Origin of the sequence: Lactiplantibacillus sp. DA1 (assembly GCF_032681335.1) — a bacterium.
Taxonomy (GTDB): domain Bacteria; phylum Bacillota; class Bacilli; order Lactobacillales; family Lactobacillaceae; genus Lactiplantibacillus.
The window spans coordinates 290,472-308,222 of sequence record NZ_JAWHTQ010000004.1 but is presented as its reverse complement, the minus strand read 5'-3'; the positions used below and the strand labels follow the sequence as shown (position 1 = coordinate 308,222).

Sequence of the window (17,751 nt, the reverse complement as noted above, 5' to 3'; positions counted from 1 at the left end):
CCTGTTTTTGATGACTCATTTGTTTATTTTGCTTGGTGCGCTGCCACATAATCGACAACTTCGCCGACCGTTGACAATTTTTCGGCATCTTCGTCTGAGATTTCGCTACCAAAGGTGTCTTCTAATTCCAGTACAAACTCAACAAAATCGATGGAATCAGCATCCAAATCGGTTTGCAAGTTCATTTCGTTGGTAATCGTTGCTTTATCAACTTCAAACCGATCAGCAATGATATCCGCAATTTTATCGAAAATTTCTTCTTTCGTCATGTAAAGATCCCTCACTAACTTGAATTCACTAGAGTATTCTAATCGTTTTCAGCAGGAATGTCTACACTTGCTTGCTGATTAGCCTGTTGATTTGCGAAATATTCCGCAACGCCTGGTACAATATCCGTGCTGACCATCTGACGAATTTGCCGAATGGTGTTCACAATCGTAGGCGCTTTACTGGAGCCGTGGGTCTTAATGACCGGCGCTTTCAAACCGAGTAGTACGGCCCCCCCGTACTGGGAGTAGTCCATTTGTGAGCGAATATCATTAAAGCCGCTCTTGAGTAGTAGGCCCCCGAGTTTACCACTGATGCCCGTGTTATAGACGGCATCCTTAACTAACCCCAGCATTGAACGGGCCGTCCCTTCAATACTTTTTAAGACGGCGTTTCCCGTAAAGCCATCGGTCACAACGACATCAGCGACCCCGTTCAACAAGTCACGAGACTCAACATTCCCAATAAAGTTGATACCATCCGTCTGCGACAAGAGTTCAAAAGCCGCCTTATGCACTTTATTGCCCTTATCATCTTCGGTCCCATTATTGAGCAGTGCCACTCGCGGCTGCTTGGCCTGCATCATCCGTTCCGCATAATACGTCCCTAACACCCCGTATTGTTGCAAGTTCAACGGTTTGCTATCCGCATTAGCACCAATATCCATCATCACAAAATTAGACTGGTTGGCATTACGAACAACTGGTAAAACGGTCACTAACCCCGGCCGGTCGATGCCCTTGATCCGCCCCACGATAAATAGTCCAGCCGCAAGTACGGCTCCTGAATTACCGGCAGAAAAGAAGGCATCTGCCTGACCATCCTTGACAGCCTGGGCTGCCATCACGATTGATGAATGCTTCTTACGCCGCACAGCTCGCACTGGTTCATCTTCCATGGTAATGACTTCATCAGCATTAATAATTTGAATCCGATCCCGATTCTTCAGTTGTGCGTTGATCACGTCACGTTGGCCGTATAGCAAAAAGACCGTATCCTCAAATAAATCACGAGCCTGTTCGACCCCCTCGATCACAGCATTAGGGGCGTAATCGCCACCCATGGCATCAATCGCAATTTTAATCATAGTGTCACCATTCCTCTCATCACGGTACTTTATTTAGTTTGTTAATCGAGCGTGCCAACTGCGGCTAGTTTCTGGCTTAAATAAGCTGCCAAAGCTTGATTATTCGGTTGACTTTGCCAATCCGGTTGCTGCACGATTGCGTGGGCATCCTGCTGGGCAACTTGCAGCACCGTTAAATCCGCAATTGGGTCACCCACTTTAAATTCTGGCATCCCCGATTGTTTGACCCCTAGCACATCACCGGCACCACGTAATTCTAAGTCTTTTTGCGCCAGAACAAACCCATTGGTCGTTTGCGTCATAATCTGCATCCGTTCAATCCCCTGCTGATTCTTGGGGTCGGCCACCAAAATACAGTATGATGCTTTGGTACCTCGGCCAACCCGCCCACGCAATTGATGCAGTTGGGCCAAGCCAAAACGATCAGCATCATAGATCATCATAATCGTGGCATTTTTAACATCGACCCCTACTTCGATAACTGTCGTCGAGACGAGCAACTGAATGTCACCCGCTTTAAAGGCCGCCATGACCGTGTCTTTTTCCTCAGGTTTCATACGGCCATGCAACAACCCAACTTTGACACTAGTTCCAAAATACTCTTGTAAATTAGCTGACAGGGCTTCAGCGTTTTTAACATCTAACGTTTCTGATTCTTCAATCAATGGTGTCACGACGTAGGCTTGGGAGCCATTATCAATCTGTTGATGGACAAAACTTAACGCCGAATTGGCTTGATTGCTCCGCACCCACGTGGTTTGGATTGGTTGCCGACCTGCCGGCAATTCATCGATTTCAGAAACATCCATTTCGCCATACGCCGTAATTGCTAACGTCCTCGGAATCGGGGTCGCCGTCATGGCCAACGTATCTGGCTGCCCGCCTTTTTGGCGAAAAGCCGCCCGTTGATTGACACCGAAACGGTGTTGTTCATCAGTTATGACTAATCCCAAATTGGCATAAGCCACCCCGTCCTGGATCAGAGCGTGCGTGCCAATCAATAGGTTGATTTCACCAGCAGCCAGTGCTGCTAACAATGCTTTGCGGGCAGCCGGCTTGGTCGCACCCGTTAACAACGCGACGTTGACATCCGTGTCAGCAAAGACTTGTGCTAAATTATCAGCGTGTTGTTCGGCCAAGATTTCAGTTGGTGCCATCAACGCCGCCTGATACCCGGCCGTAATTGCCGCGTACATGACGATGGCCGCCACGATTGTTTTCCCGGATCCCACATCACCTTGAAGCAAACGATTCATATGCTTGGGTGACTTTAAGTCCAAGCAAATCTCATTAACGACCCGTTTTTGGGCACGGGTCAACTCAAACGGCAATGTTTTAATAAAAGCTTTTAGCCGTTCATTATCATAAGTGATCGCAATACCATTAGTGGTCGCATCGGTTTGCTTCAAAGCTTGCATTTGCATTTGAAACAGTAAGAATTCTTCATACGTTGCCGAGCGCCGTGCAGCCGTTGAATCCGCCTGGCTAGCTGGAAAATGCATATCGTGGATCATTTGACGTCGCGGTAATAGTCGGTATTTCGCTCGTAATTCAGCTGGCACAATATCCGTAATAATCGGTGCATAAAGTTCATAAGCTTGTTTAACCATTTTCTGAATCGTGCCTTGCTTGACAGTCTTACTAGCCGGATAGATTGAGCCAAACGCCGAATCGGCATTATTCGGATTAATAATTTTCATTCCCGTCAAACTACTTCGTGTGGCATCCCACTTGCCATAAACAGCTAAATCTTGACCCGTTTCGATCTGTTTCATTAAGTATGGCTGATTAAAAAAGGTCACCATGTAGACGTCATGGTCAATTAACAAACGAAAGTTCAACCGGTTCTTTTTGCGGCCAAACCGTGCCAAAACCGGCTCCGAAGCCACCGTCCCTTTTAACGTCACCTTTTCTTGATCCGCAATCTCATTAACATCTTTGACCTGTAGATCCTCGTAGCGAAAGGGATAATACGTCAATAAATCTGCAATCGTATTGATCCCAAGCTCTGCTAATCCTTTTTGGCGGGCTGGGCCGACACCACTTAACGTTGCAACCGCGTCACTCAATTGTTGTCCCATGTCTGACCACCGCCCTTTCTAAAATCATTGCTTTTACTTGTATCAATTATACCAAAAAATCCGTTCAAGCCCGCAAGAAGTATCCGGCCGTACAAAAACAGGCCCCAGCATCACTGCCAAGCCCTATTTTTAACGGTTAGTTTTATTCAACTGAAACAAGGAATGGATAGACTGGCTGGTCACCTTCATGAATTTCAATTTCTAATTCATCATCCAGTTCCTGAACCTTAGCTGCCAAACGGTCAGCATCAGCCTGTGTCGCATCCTTACCGTAAATAATCGTCACTAATTCGCTATCTTCGTCCAGCATGGCCTTCACCATATCCAAAGTAGCCGTATCACGATCAGGGTTCGTAATCACGATTTTACCATCAACTAAGCCCATATAATCATCTTTCTTGATTTCAAGGCCATCGATCGTCGTATCGCGAACGGCATGCGTTACTTGCCCACTCACGACCGTGCTCAAAGTTTCCTCCATCGCCGCCTGATTATCAGCCAAGTCAGCTTCGGCATTGAACGCCAACATCGCAGTCATACCTTGTGAAATCGTTTGACTATGAATGATTTTAACCGGGACATCGGCAACTTCTGCAGCTTGTTCAGCCGCCAAGAAGATATTTTTGTTGTTCGGCAATACTAACGCTTGCTTGGCACCACTGTCATTGACGGCCTTAACGATATCTGCCGTACTAGGGTTCATCGTTTGACCACCAGCAATGATATCAGTCACACCTAAGCCTTTGAACAGCTTACCAATACCCTCACCCGATGAAACCGAGATGATAGCATAACCGTGCATATCAACTTGTGGTTGTGAAGGCAAAGTTGGTTCGGCGGCAGCTTGTGCTTCACTTTCTTGATCGTGTTCCATGATGGTTTCTTGTTGTAGACGCATATTGTCGACTTTAACTTTAATTAACGCACCAAAACGTTGGCCCCACGTCATGACATCACCCGGATGCTCTGTATGCACGTGAACCTTTACAATTTCATCATCATTAATCACCAGCAGTGAATCGCCTAGTTGTGCTAAGTAATTGTAAAACGTCTCGTAATCAAACTTGTGATCAACTAACTTACCATCGCCGATTCGTACCATAATTTCAGTACAGTAGCCATACTTGATGTCATTCGGGTCTAACTGACCTTGAACACTCTGATGATGAGCAGCATCGATCATCGAATCCATTTCTGCATCATCAGGAACGTAGTCTTGTGATTCATCGACCTTACCACTTAATGAGTCACTAAAGGCTTCTAACACAAAAGTCAGTCCCTGGCCACCGGAATCAACGACCCCGACTTGTTTCAACACTGGTAATAAGTCGGGGGTCGATTTCAAAGCAGCTTCCGCGGCAACAACAACGGCCTCCATGACTTCACAAATATCGTCGGTCGTTTTAACGGCCTCCTTACCGGCACCAGCAGCTTTGCGGATCACAGTTAGGATAGTTCCTTCAGTCGGCTTCATAACGGCCTTATAAGCAGTCTGAGCCCCAGCTGCGAGGGCTGCTGCTAAATCATTGGCCGTTAAAACTTCCTTATCCGCAACGGCCTTTGAGAAGCCCCGAAAAATCTGTGACAAGATCACCCCAGAATTTCCCCGGGCCCCCATTAACAGACCTTTGGCTAAGGCTGACGCTAAGTCGCCCACGTTCGTACTGGTTTCTTCACGTTCGTACTTGGCACCGCTGGCCATCGATAAGCTCATATTAGTCCCGGTATCACCATCTGGTACCGGAAAGACGTTCAAAGAATTAATAAATTCAGCGCGTTGGTTCAGCTTTTGTGACGCAGCCTGCACCATTTTGCCAAATTCAAGATTAGTAATCGTGGTGATTTTCAATTTCAAAATTCCTCCTTGGCTTCCACCAACATCAATTTAGTCGTTCATTACCCGGACACCTTGGACAATGACGTTGACCGAATTGGCCGTAACGCCAAGCATGTTTTGTAAGTTATATTTGACCTTGGCTTGGACATTGCGTGAGACTTCTGAAATTTTGGTCCCATAACTGACGATAATGTTGACATCAATAGCCACCCCATTATCCTCTTGGCGAACAACCACACCGCGCGCATAGTTTTCGCGGCGTAAAATTTCATTAACATTATCACGGATCTGGTTACGACTTGCCATACCAACAACTCCATAGTTATCCGTTGCAGCGCCACCGACGACCGTCGCGATAACATCATTATCAATATCAATGGTTCCAAATTGCGTTTTGATTTTGACAGCCATGAAAATAGCCTCCTTGTTTTAACGCGTTCATTTACGATAGTTTATCATAGCACAACCACTCTTGAAAGAAAAATTAAGCGACTGCTCAACAGAAGCCCGGAAACTGGGAATTTAGCAGTAAAGTAAAATTACTTGATAGAAATGTATTGCAACCTTTATTAATCTATGATAAATTATTCTAGTGAATGATAAAGACGACCTTTTATCAATGAATTACCGAAGGAGGCAGATCAACATGGCAAAAGACTACGTTACAGGCAAACGGACGCACTTTGGTAACACGCGTTCTCACGCTTTAAACCACAGCCGCCGCAGCTGGAAAGCTAACTTGCAAAAAGTTCGCATTTTAGTTGATGGTAAACCAAAGAAGGTTTGGGTTTCAGCTCGGACTTTGAAATCAGGTAAAGTTACGCGCGTTTAGCGCAGCAAATCGCCAGCACATTTTTTTGTGGCTGGCGTTTTTTGTTACCCAAAATCACTAATTTCTCGCTAACTTTTTATAAAGTTTATAATCAATGCGCGTGCTGTGCTAATTATTTGGGCCCACATCGTGGATTAAAGTGTGTTAAACATAGCTCAAAAGCAGCTAGTTCAAGTCCACTGGAAATAAGATGATTCAGTATAGATTGACGTAACTCCCGCATTTTGCCCAATCGCCAGTCGGAATCGACAGCGCCCGGCTGGCCTGAAAGCACTCAACTTCTGATTAAATGAGCTAACGTTTAGCTACGTCAACCTATTGATTGCCCAACTGTACCTAGTTAAGTGGCTACTTATCCGCCATGCAACCGGCTTTTCAAAGCCTGTATTTGGATATTAAAAGACCGATTAATGTGTTTCACGACTCATTAATCGGTCTTTTAATATGCGTTCAGCCTGACCAGCCTACGCGTCCGTCATGGTGTCATCACGACTTTGAATAACGGCTAAAACACCCGCGTCAAAGCTGAAATGGCCCACATTCCCACTGAACTCATTACTGGCCCACGAAATTGGATACGCATTATAAGCTGCATCTAGTTGATATTTTTCATCAGGTAACGTTAGATGCATCGGCATTAGTGGCACAAAAGCCAAATAACGTTTATCTGCTTCCTTTGTGATCTGATAATCTCCAGGTAAGAAGAATTGAATCGTATTTTGCTTATCAATTATCTTAATCTGGGGCGCCCATTGACGAAATACCGGATCAAGCACCAACCAAATGTTGGCTAGTAAATGGTCTAACCGACCACCCGTTGCACCATATAGATGAACTTCATCTGGCCGTAACTGTTCAAAGATGGATTTGAGGGCCAATTGGGTATCAGTGTGATCTTGATCTGGTTTAACCACCACGGCCCCCACCAGTGCGTCCTTAACAGCCTGTAGTTCGGTCGGGTTAATCGAATCAAAATCGCCAACTACCATCACAGGCTGGATGCCACGCTTCACTAACCGCAGCGCACCCCGATCAGCACCGACCCACGGTCCTGGAATCGTCGTTAAATCTGCTGGATAATTAGCGGTCGGACCGCCCACCAGTAAGTTTACGATGGTTGCCATTAATTAGTCGCCACCTTCAGATCCTGAATCCGTTGCGCGGGTTGCGAGCTGTTATAAACATATGAACCAGCGACTGCAACCGTTGCACCGGCATCATAGCAAGCTTTAACCGTTTGGTCATTAATTCCCCCATCGACTTCAATGTCAAAATGATAGTCGTGCTGTTGCTTTAATTCATTTAACGCCGCAATTTTAGCGACCATCTGTGGCAGAAAATGCTGACCACCGAAACCGGGATTGACCGTCATAATCAAGACTTGATCCACTAGTGGTAATATTTCACTAATCATACTGAGCGGCGTTCCAGGGTTAACCACGATTTCTGCCTTCGCTCCGGCGTCCTTGATCAGCTGTAAGGCGTGATAAATATGCCGGGTGCTTTCAACGTGCACCCCGATCAAATCCGCACCGGCCTTTGCAAACTGACCGACAAATCGTTCAGGATTCATAATCATTAAATGACAATCCAACATTAACGAAGTTACTGGCCGTAAATCCGCTACGGTACTCATCCCAAATGATAAGTTCGGTACGAACTGACCATCCATAACATCAATATGCAACGCATCCGCACCAGCATTTTCAGCCATCTGAACGTCACGTTGAAGGTTAGCAAAATCTGCACTTAAAATTGAAGGGGCAACTTTAATCATTCGTCTCACTCACTTTTTCTTATTATAGATTACTTTTTTATTTTTAATGGTTTCATAGAATTGTAAATAGTTATCATAGCGACTCGCTAATACCTCACCAGCGGCCAGTGCCCGTTTAACGGCACACTGTGGTTCATTAATATGAACACAGCCTCGATACTTGCAATCAACACTAAGGCGCACAAACTCTGGAAAATAATGCGTCAACTCGTTGGCTGCAATATCAAACACTTCGTAGGATGAGAAACCAGGTGTATCGGCCACTAATCCCGCGGCAATCGGAATCAGACTAACCTTCCGCGTCGTATGTTTCCCACGATTCAACGCCTGTGAAATTTCACCCGTCGCTAGGTCTAACCCCGGTTGCAAATGATTCAGTAATGTCGACTTGCCAGCACCGGTTTGACCCATGACAACAGCTAAATGATCAGTCAAGGCCGTCTTAACTGCCGCTAACGCTGTGGGTGAAAATGCTGTCCGCTCACAAATAACTTGATACCCAATCTGGCGATAAGCTTCCGCCAACGTTAGGCGCTGCTGATATACCTCATCCGTTAATAGATCCGTTTTTGCAAAGTAAAGTAACGGTTCAATACCCGCCACCGCTAACGCAACTAACTGACGATCCAATAAATTCGTTGAAAATTCTTGGTCGGTCGCCGCAGTCACCACGATACCCAGATCAACATTGGCCACTGGCGGCCGTACCAACTGGGTCTGCCGATCAAGTATCTTTAACAAGTAACCTTCTTGCGGAGTCGGTGCATCAAACTCTACGTTATCACCGACAAGCGGCGTGATCCGTCGCTTTCGGAAATTTCCGCGGGCCCGGGTACGATACATCTGGCCATCAGCATAAACGTCATAAAAGCCGCTCAGCGATTGCCGAATTTGTCCAATTTTCAAATTAGCACCACCTTTTATATTATTTGGTACGGTCCACTTTTCTCTATTGTACCAAAAAAGTCATGCATTGCGCATGACTTATCGTTATTTTGTTGCATTTTCGCTCGTAATATTTTTCTTTTCCATGATCGTCACCCCGTTACGGACAATCCGGTAACGCCCCTTCGTATTACCAGTCAACTGAAACGGTAAACTAATCTTGGTCGACCGCATAATCGCAATATCACGATAAACCGTCTCAACCATGTGAGTATCGTCATATAAATAAATCTTAACGTCATTCGCCTGAGCAGTCGTTGCCGTTAAAGCCTTATATGGTATCGTCAGTTTAACATAAAAATTCTGCGGTGTCGTCGCGTTATCGTCACTCCCCCGCGACATCGTCACCGTGACGGTCGAGCCAGTTCGGACATTGCCGCCACCATCCGGATCCTGATCAAAGGAGTAACCGGATTTTTGATCTGAAGAATAGCCCTGTTTAAAGTTAACATTTAAATCATTCGCCCGCGCGTAATCCAAAATATCACTTTGACTCTCACCAGTTAAATCCTTCAACTCAACGTAACGACTACCAGCACTAACTGTAAAGGTCACCGTCGTATCCGTTGGCATGACCCGACTACCAGCGACAACGTCTTGACTGATAATTTGACCAGCCGCAACCGACGACGTACTGTAAGTTTCTTTAACTTTAAATCCCGCCGACTTAAGTGTCTGCCGCACATCATGATAATTATCGTTAACATAGTTGCCAAAGCTCATAACTTTAGCACCATTGCTGATCACCAAGTTAATACGGGAACGCTCTTGCACCCGCGCCTTCGTGGTCGGCGTTGACTTGATCACCTGATTTTTAGCGACTTGATTACTTTTAGCATGTTGAACCGTTCCCACAACCAGATGGTGCTTGTTGAGCACTTTAGTGGCTGCGCGCTGGCTCAAACCGGTCACTTTGGGCACACTCGTCATTTGTGGTCGGCTTAACTCGAGACCCACGATCACAGCCACGACGAGCAATAAGATGATCCCACCCCAAAAGAGAAGCCGCCGCCGCAAGGGATGGCGCTTAGACCATGAGCGCGTCGGTAATGGTTCTTCAGCCGCCGCTTGATCATCCGTCGTATTAGTCGTGTTTCCCCGTGGTTGAGAAGTCGTCGGCTCTGTAACAGCTTGTGTCTTGCCGTCACGATTAGCCGTAATCGCCGCCTGAATATCAGCACTTGGCATGATCTTTGTCTCATCATTGCCAACGTCCTCCGGCACAAACCGTTTTTCACCAGCACGGCTACTAGCCAATGCTGTCAATAAATCAGCCGCCATATCCTCAACCGTCGCGTAACGTTCCCGTGGATCTTTCGTTGTTGCCTGCAAGACCACATTTTCGAGAGCTTGTGGAATATCGGCATCAAACTCCCGGACGGACGGCATGGCATTTTGAAAGTGTTTTAATGCGATAGAAACTGCTGTCTCGCCCTTGAACGGGACCGACCCCGTTAACATCTCATATAAAATAATTCCTAACGAATAAATGTCAGATTGCTTAGTTGCCATGCTCCCACGGGCTTGCTCTGGTGACAAATAGTGCACTGAACCTAAAATAGTATTCGTTTGTGTCATCGTATGTTCAGATAACGCAACCGCAATCCCAAAATCAGTAATTTTAGCATTGCCTTGTTCATCAATTAAAATATTTTGTGGTTTTAAGTCCCGATGAATAATATTATGCGCGTGGGCCGTTGCCACGGCACTTAATATTTGCTCCATGATGTCAATCACTTGCTGTAACGGTAAAGGAAAGTTCTCTTTAATATAATTTTTAAGATCCATCCCCTTGACGTACTCCATGACTAAATACTGCATGCCATTTTCTTCGCCAACATCATATAAACTAACAATGTGGGGGTGAACAAGTTCCGTCGTTGCCAGTGCCTCACGTTGAAAGCGCTTGATGGTCTTAGGATCATCACGTAAGTCTAACCGGAGCAGTTTGACCGCAACATCACGATCTAATATTAAGTCATGTGCCAAGTAAACGTTGGCCATCCCACCTTCACCTAAGGACCGGACGATCCGATACCGTCCGCTAAGGGTATAGTTGGGTGTCATTTACTGGCCACCTCACCATCAAGCGTCATAATCAGCGCCGTAATATTGTCCTTACCACCAGCGGCATTAGCTAGCTTAATCAACGTCTCACACTTTTGTGTCGCTGTCTTTGTCGTTGCCAAGACAGTCGCCAACTGTTGATCAGTCACCATATTGGTCAACCCGTCTGAGCATAATAACAATTGATCACCGGGCTGCATCCGATAGAGGTTCGTATCAATATCCGCATCGGGTGAAATCCCCAACGTCCGCGTAATAATATTTTTTTGAGGATGTTGACGCGCCTGTTCGGCTGAAATTTCACCCCGCTTAACGAGTTCGTTAACTAGCGAATGGTCCTCAGTCAATTGATGTAGCTGACCGTCGCGAAAAAGGTAGCCCCGACTATCGCCAATGTTAGCCATCAAAAAATTCTGATCAAAGAGCAACGCTGCTACCATCGTCGTGCCCATCCCGTTCAAGTCAGAAAATTCACGGGCTTTTTCAATAATATGCTGATTTTCATCTTGAACCTCACTTGCCAGCCACTTGACGGCATCATTGGGTTCTTTAAACGTCGTATTTTCAAAACGAAAACCCATGTGTGAGACCGCCATTTCGGAAGCAACATCGCCCCCCTGGTGGCCACCAATCCCATCCGCAACAATTGCAAAATTAATCCCCGCTTTGTTTTGGAAGAAGCCGACATAGTCTTCATTTTCTTCACGCTGTTGGCCAATATCCGACCGGTATGCAAAATCCATTGTTTACCACTCCACCATTATTTTTTTCGTAAACAAGCAATGAAAAAGCCGTCGGATAAGTAGTCGTCGGGATAAATCGACAAAGTTTTTTCCGTTCGTTCAGCTTTCAAATCTCGTTCAGTTGGCGTTGTTTGCAACTCAAAGTCAGGATGATCCGCCAGAAATTTGGTAATCACGTCCTGGTTTTCCTGTTGCAAAATCGTACAAGTACTATACGTCATGATACCACCTTTTTTCAAAGTGGGCGCAACCGCCGTTAAAATCGCCAATTGAATACGTTGCAAGTTCAAACTATCTTGTAATTGCTTCTCATAGCGAATCTCAGGTTTTCGCCGCATCAATCCCAGTCCCGAACATGGCGCATCAACCAAAATTCGGTCAAAGCTTTCGTCATTGAATTGAGTCCCAACTTTACGCGCATCTAATTCGGTCGCAGCAACACGATCAGCTACGTGCATGCGAGCGGCATTCTGGCCAACCAGCTTCACTTTATTAGCATGAATATCAAGGGCAACAACTTCACCGCCTTGATCGGTATCTAAGCGAGCTGCAATCTGGGTCGTCTTGCCCCCCGGTGCTGCACAGGCATCTAAGACGTGATCGCCCGGTTGTGGGTTTAAAGCTGGAACGACTAGCTGAGCGCTTTCGTCTTGAATTGTCAGCATGCCATACCGCATTGCTTCTGTATTGATAACTTGACCGTCCGTTGCAATTAGTCCTACTGGCGAAATTTCACTGGGCACAACCGTTAAGCCATCATTAGTTAGCGCGGTCGTCACGTCTTCGACAGTCGATAAAGCGGTATTGACACGCAATGCTTGCTTAGCAGGCTGATTCAATGAGGCAATGATTTGTTCCATTTTATCAGCACCCAATTGGCGACGAAGTTCTTGAATCAACCATACCGGCATACTATAAGTCACACTTAAGCGTTCATCAGGGTCTTCAATTACATCAAAGCTTGGGAGCCCTGACCGATCCATTTGATGTAACACCCCGGTCACAAACCGGCGAATACCAGGATGGCCCTTAACCTTGGCAATTTCAATTGTTTCATTGAAAACGGCTCGTTGTGGAATTTTGTCCAGATATTGCCATTGATATAACGCACTTAATAATAACTCCCGCACCCACGGATCAATCTGATGCGGATGCCGAACGAACGGTTGCAACCAGTACTCCAGGGTCAAACGGTGCTGAATAACACCGTAAACCATATTAGTCAGCAGATTAATATCACGCCGATCCATCTGGTGTTCATTAATTAATTGATTTAATTGCAAATTCGAATATGCGCCGTTCTTAATTTTTGCCAAAGCGGCAACCGCTAACCAGCGGGGGGTATTGCCAACTGTACTCATTTACTAATAACCTGCTCTCCGGTGGCGAATTTATCCGCCGCCCCATTTAAATAGTCTGTAATTGTCATCTTAGGTTTACCAGCTGGTTGTAACTGATTGATAGCTAGCGCCGTATGGTTAGCCGCCGCAATCACCAGCTCATGCTTAGTTTTGCGTACCACTTGTCCAGGAGTTTGCGTGACCACTTCATCTGCTAACGGGGTAACATCCCAGAACTTGGTCCGCTTCCCATCTAAGATAGCGTAGGCAATTGGTGCTGGCCGCATACCTCGAACTTGATTATCGATTTCAGCCGCCGTTTTCGTAAAGAAGTCTAGGAACTCTTGTTCCGGTTGAATGTTCGGTGCGAACGTGACTTGGGCCTCATCCTGAGGGATCGCCGTAATTTCACCAGCAATGAGCTTAGGTAAGGTTTCCAATAGGAGGTCACGGCCAACTAGACTCAACTTATCAAACATCGTTCCAGTATCATCCGTTTTCTCGATAGGAATCGCACGCTGAGCCAACATGTCGCCAGCGTCCATCTTTTTGACCATATAAATAATCGTAATCCCCGTCTCGGCCTCACCATTGATAATTGAATATTGAACAGGCGCACCACCACGATACTTAGGCAACAACGACCCATGAACGTTGATCGCACCAAGTTTAGCTGCCTTCAATAGTTTCGTTGGTAAGAATTGACCAAAAGCAGCCGTGACAATTAAATCGGGTTGTAAATCAATAATCTGTTGCATTTCAGGACTGCCACCAATTTTCTCAGGTTGAAAAACAGGAATATTATGGGCAACCGCCACTTCTTTGACTGGTGAAGCTGTTATGACGTGTTTACGACCAACTTTTCGGTCTGGCTGGGTCACGACCCCCAGTACTTGATATGGTGCTTTAACTAAACTTTCGAGAATCGGTGCCGCAAATGCGGGCGTTCCCATAAAAACGATTGATGTCATTGTCAAACTTCCTCCTCATCCCACTACATAAAATGCAAGGGTTCCACGTCAATTCCTATTTGTAGTCCTTGCCGTTGTTGCGCTTGTGTCTCATGTAATAGCGTTGTCAACGTGTTAGCCAAATTGGGTTCTTGTTTGTATTTAATCACAATTTGATAATAATACCGGCGATTGACCCGTGCAATTGGTTTTGGCGTTGGGCCTAATAAAATTGTCGACGGTGCCAAGCGCGGCCGTAGCCACTGTAGTAATTGGTACATGCGTTTAGCCGCCACCCCCTCGTCTAAGTCACTGGCTGTGATCTGGACAGTAAAGTAATACGGTGGGTAGCCACCACGATGCCGCATCTGCATCTCATACTTGAAGAAACCTTCATAATCGTGGTGTTGTGCGAAGCGAATCGCATAATGATCGGGATTAAACGTCTGAATATAAACGTGGCCGCTCTTTTCTGCCCGACCAGCCCGGCCACTTACCTGTGTTAATAGTTGAAAAGTGCGTTCACTCGCTCGAAAATCTGGTAGCCCTAGGGCAGTATCGGCATTCAAGACCCCCACCAGGGTCACATTAGGAAAATCCAGTCCCTTAGCAATCATCTGCGTGCCAATCAAAATGTCGGCCTCACCGCTCCCAAACCGGGCTAACAATTTAGCATGGGCCCCTTTTTTACGGGTCGTATCATTATCCATCCGAATAATGTGAGCGTCAGGGAGCAACTCTTGCAACTCTTCCTCGACCTTCTCAGTCCCCGTCCCATAACAACGAATCTGACGACTATGACAGTTGGGACAGCTTCGTGGAATAGCTTCTTCGTGACCACAATAATGGCACTTCATCGTATGCGTGTCCATGTGTAGTGTCAGTGAAATATCACAATTAGGACACTTCAAGACAAAGCCACAATCCCGGCACAGCACAAATGACGAGTAACCCCGCCGATTGAGCATTAAAACACTCTGCTCATGACGTTCAAGTCGATCTTGCAAAGCGACGAGTAAGGGGGCCGAAAAATTACTCTCAGCATGTTGCTGCATTTCCTTTTTCATATCGATAATCGACACTTTGGGAAGCGGTCGCTGATTAACCCGGTCAGCAAGTAGTAACCGTTGATAAACCCCTTTTTCAGCGCGAGCACGCGTTTCTAACGACGGCGTGGCCGAACCAAGGACAACTGGGCAATGATGATAACGACTACGCCATAAAGCCACTTGTCGGGCATGGTAGCGTGGGGCATCGTCTTGCTTATAAGTGCTCTCATGCTCTTCATCCATGACGATCAAGCCAAGATTTTTTAACGGCGCAAAGATAGCCGAACGTGCACCAACAACGACTTGGGCTTCGCCCCGTTGAATTCGTCGCCACTCATCATATTTTTCACCGCTAGATAGACCGCTGTGCAAGACTGCGACCGTCTTACCAAAGCGCCCCTTCACGCGTTGAACCATTTGGGGTGTCAGCGAAATTTCGGGAACTAACATTAACGCCGTCTTGCCCTGCACCAATGCGGCCGCCATCGATTGTAAATACACCTCTGTCTTCCCGCTCCCCGTAACGCCTTCTAACAGAAATGTTGTTGTTGCGGCTTGATCAACCGCCTTGGTAATCTGATCTACAGCCACTTGCTGTTCATCATTTAGCCGTAGCGCCTTGGTGGCCTGGATATCACTCGTCGCATAGGGATCACGATAAACTTCGACCGCTACTTTTTCGAGCCAACCCTTCTGTGCGGCCGTACGAATTGCACCGTCGTTCACACCAAAGCGTGCACAAAATTCCTTTTGGGGAATGGTCTCGCCATTTAAGGTTATTAGCCCACGGAGCACTGCCAATTGCTGAACGGCACCCGCCCGCACGCTAGTTTCAGCCGTCTGTAATTGTTCATTAGTCAGGATAGCCTTCACCGCCGTTTGTGTTTTACGACGAGCTTGATTTTTAACTTGATAATAAACATCGACTTGCCCCATAGCTTGCAATTGTAACAATTGACTAACCAGCACCGGGGTCGTGGCGACATCATCAAATGCCACCATCGATTTCCCACCAAACAGCGTGGCTTGAATCTCAGTCGGCGTCGTTGCTGTCGTTCGTAATTGTTTTTCGTACTTGGCCCGCATTACCGCGGGTAACATCGTTTGAGCACAAGTAATCTGAAATGAAAACGTACTGGTCGCTAACCAACCGGTCAAAGCCAACGCTTCGGTGTTCAGTACCGGTGCTAGGTCGACCACCGCATCGATTGGTTTCAAATCACCATCAAAATTGCTGACATCATCACAAGATAGCACAAAACCTTGTACCCGTCGTTTACCACGGCCAAAAGGAACCACAACCCGCATGCCGGGTTGCACTTGTGATTGCCACGCGGTTGGAATTTGATAACTATACGGTCGATTTGTCTGCATAGTGGGCACATCGACTAATACTTGGGCAATTTGTGCCACACGACCCTTCCTCTCTACTTAATTATGCCTGTTCACCGGCGCCATCCGCAATCGCAGTCGTTAAAATCTTTCTTGCAATCACGGTTTTCGTTGCTAATTCAGTCGTTATCGGTTGCTGCTGCGGCCGTAGTAAAGTGACCTGATTCGTATCACCATTAAACCCTACTCCAGGCTTGGAAACATCGTTAGCAACAATTAAATCCAATTTCTTACTAGTTAGCTTACGATTTGCATTAGCTAACAATGATTGGGTTTCAGCAGCAAAGCCAATCACGTACTGATGGCGTTTTCGGGCCGCCAACGTTTTTAAGATATCCGGTGTTTCGGTTAACCGTAACGTTAAGTCAGCATGATCAGCTGGTTTTTTAATCTTCTGGTCAGCTAATTCGACTGGCCGATAATCTGAAACCGCCGCCGCCATCACCAAAATATCTGTAGCGTCATAAACATCACTAACGGCCGTCAGTAAGGCTTGTGCCGAGTCGACCATCATAACTTTAACGCCACTAGGTGCTGGTAAATGCGTTGTTGCACTAATAAGTGTCACCGTTGCACCGAACTCCCGCGCCACTTGGGCTATCGCGTAACCCATCTTACCAGATGAGCGGTTAGTAATAAACCGAACAGGGTCCAATGCTTCCCGCGTGCCACCCGCAGTGACGACTACTCGCCGCCCTGCTAATGGTAAATCAGGTGTCAGCTGAATCAATTGATCTGTGAGCCAGGCCAAAATCACCTCTGGTTCCGGCATCCGCCCTTGACCAACATAACCTTCTGCTAACATGCCCGTAGCCGGGGTTAAGACGTGCAAGCCATCTGCCATCAGCTGTTGTAAATTGCGCTGAGTAGCTGGATTAGCATACATATGTGAATTCATTGCTGGTATAACAAACTTGGGGGCGGTCGTCGCCAAAATTGTCGTTGTCGCGACATCATCTGCTAGACCGTTGGCCACCTTAGCAATCAAATTAGCTGTCGCCGGAACTAAAATCATCACTTCCGTCCAGTCGGCTAACGCCACGTGAACCACGTGCTGTGGGTCGGTGGTTGTAAACTCATCAATGACCACTGGTTGCTGCGTTAAAGTTTGAAAGGTCAGCGGTGTGATAAATTCAGCTGCGTGAGCTGTCATCGCGACTCGCACCACCGCCCCCTGTCGCATTAGACTACGGATCAACACTATCGCTTTATAACTCGCAATCCCACCACTAACGACCACCGTCACATGACGCTTTGTCCATATACTCACTTCTTCACGTCCTTCTAAAATCTCACTAAGCATATCATCGAAATTTTTACACTTTAATAAATCAATTGTATCAAGAATCGACAGTAACGTGAAGCTGAACGTCCGCGTCATTCT

The 17,751-nt window shown here is 46.5% G+C and carries 15 protein-coding genes; 1 reads left to right on the top strand and 14 read right to left on the bottom strand.

Annotated features, from left to right (window positions below; genetic code table 11):
- Positions 1–23: 23 nt before the first annotated feature.
- The 5 genes from acpP to RXV91_RS08550 all read right to left on the bottom strand — a co-directional run bounded on the left by acpP (position 24) and on the right by RXV91_RS08550 (position 5,683).
- On the bottom strand, positions 24–269 hold the full coding sequence (gene acpP, locus RXV91_RS08570) for an acyl carrier protein (protein ID WP_003640376.1): 246 nt from the start codon (positions 267–269) through the stop codon (positions 24–26).
- A gap of 38 nt (positions 270–307) precedes the next feature.
- The gene (gene plsX, locus RXV91_RS08565) at positions 308–1,354 is read right to left on the bottom strand and encodes a phosphate acyltransferase PlsX (protein WP_021731646.1); all 1,047 of its coding nucleotides are present in this window, start codon (positions 1,352–1,354) and stop codon (positions 308–310) included.
- A gap of 41 nt (positions 1,355–1,395) precedes the next feature.
- On the bottom strand, positions 1,396–3,435 hold the full coding sequence (recG, locus tag RXV91_RS08560) for an ATP-dependent DNA helicase RecG (protein WP_316439519.1): 2,040 nt from the start codon (positions 3,433–3,435) through the stop codon (positions 1,396–1,398).
- Positions 3,436–3,577: 142 nt separating this feature from the next.
- A complete protein-coding gene (locus RXV91_RS08555; RefSeq protein ID WP_316439532.1) occupies positions 3,578–5,284 on the bottom strand; it encodes a DAK2 domain-containing protein in 1,707 nt (568 codons plus the stop codon).
- A 36-nt stretch (positions 5,285–5,320) separates the two neighbouring features.
- Positions 5,321–5,683, bottom strand: a complete 363-nt coding sequence (locus RXV91_RS08550; RefSeq protein WP_003638623.1) for an Asp23/Gls24 family envelope stress response protein — start codon at positions 5,681–5,683, stop codon at positions 5,321–5,323.
- 235 nt (positions 5,684–5,918) lie between these two features.
- Here RXV91_RS08550 and rpmB point away from each other — a divergent pair, with 235 nt between their 5' ends.
- Positions 5,919–6,104 (top strand): 50S ribosomal protein L28, encoded by a 186-nt coding sequence (gene rpmB / locus RXV91_RS08545; protein ID WP_003638622.1) that lies wholly within the window; start codon positions 5,919–5,921, stop codon positions 6,102–6,104.
- A 464-nt stretch (positions 6,105–6,568) separates the two neighbouring features.
- Here rpmB and RXV91_RS08540 read toward each other — a convergent pair whose 3' ends face one another.
- From RXV91_RS08540 to coaBC, 9 genes are all read right to left on the bottom strand, one after another.
- The gene (locus RXV91_RS08540; protein WP_316439518.1) at positions 6,569–7,228 is read right to left on the bottom strand and encodes a thiamine diphosphokinase; all 660 of its coding nucleotides are present in this window, start codon (positions 7,226–7,228) and stop codon (positions 6,569–6,571) included.
- Positions 7,228–7,881, bottom strand: coding sequence for a ribulose-phosphate 3-epimerase (rpe, locus tag RXV91_RS08535; protein WP_316439517.1), 654 nt, complete (start codon positions 7,879–7,881; stop codon positions 7,228–7,230). Before rpe ends, RXV91_RS08540 begins: the two co-directional genes overlap by 1 nt.
- A gap of 9 nt (positions 7,882–7,890) precedes the next feature.
- Positions 7,891–8,787: a ribosome small subunit-dependent GTPase A gene (rsgA, locus tag RXV91_RS08530; RefSeq protein ID WP_316439516.1), complete on the bottom strand. Its 897-nt coding sequence runs from the start codon at positions 8,785–8,787 to the stop codon at positions 7,891–7,893.
- An 84-nt stretch (positions 8,788–8,871) separates the two neighbouring features.
- A complete protein-coding gene (pknB, locus tag RXV91_RS08525) occupies positions 8,872–10,893 on the bottom strand; it encodes a Stk1 family PASTA domain-containing Ser/Thr kinase (protein ID WP_316439515.1) in 2,022 nt (673 codons plus the stop codon).
- The gene (locus tag RXV91_RS08520) at positions 10,890–11,636 is read right to left on the bottom strand and encodes a Stp1/IreP family PP2C-type Ser/Thr phosphatase (RefSeq protein ID WP_316439514.1); all 747 of its coding nucleotides are present in this window, start codon (positions 11,634–11,636) and stop codon (positions 10,890–10,892) included. The genes pknB and RXV91_RS08520 overlap by 4 nt, the downstream gene beginning before the upstream one ends.
- Positions 11,637–11,653: 17 nt before the next feature.
- Positions 11,654–12,997: a 16S rRNA (cytosine(967)-C(5))-methyltransferase RsmB gene (gene rsmB / locus RXV91_RS08515; RefSeq protein ID WP_316439513.1), complete on the bottom strand. Its 1,344-nt coding sequence runs from the start codon at positions 12,995–12,997 to the stop codon at positions 11,654–11,656.
- Positions 12,994–13,947 carry a methionyl-tRNA formyltransferase gene (gene fmt, locus RXV91_RS08510; protein WP_316439512.1) on the bottom strand — a complete coding sequence of 318 codons (954 nt, stop codon included), beginning with the start codon at positions 13,945–13,947 and terminating at the stop codon, positions 12,994–12,996. The genes rsmB and fmt overlap by 4 nt, the downstream gene beginning before the upstream one ends.
- Before the next feature lie 23 nt (positions 13,948–13,970).
- Positions 13,971–16,388, bottom strand: coding sequence for a primosomal protein N' (gene priA, locus RXV91_RS08505; RefSeq protein ID WP_316439511.1), 2,418 nt, complete (start codon positions 16,386–16,388; stop codon positions 13,971–13,973).
- A gap of 22 nt (positions 16,389–16,410) precedes the next feature.
- Positions 16,411–17,748, bottom strand: a complete 1,338-nt coding sequence (coaBC, locus tag RXV91_RS08500) for a bifunctional phosphopantothenoylcysteine decarboxylase/phosphopantothenate--cysteine ligase CoaBC (RefSeq protein ID WP_316439510.1) — start codon at positions 17,746–17,748, stop codon at positions 16,411–16,413.
- Positions 17,749–17,751: the final 3 nt, after the last annotated feature.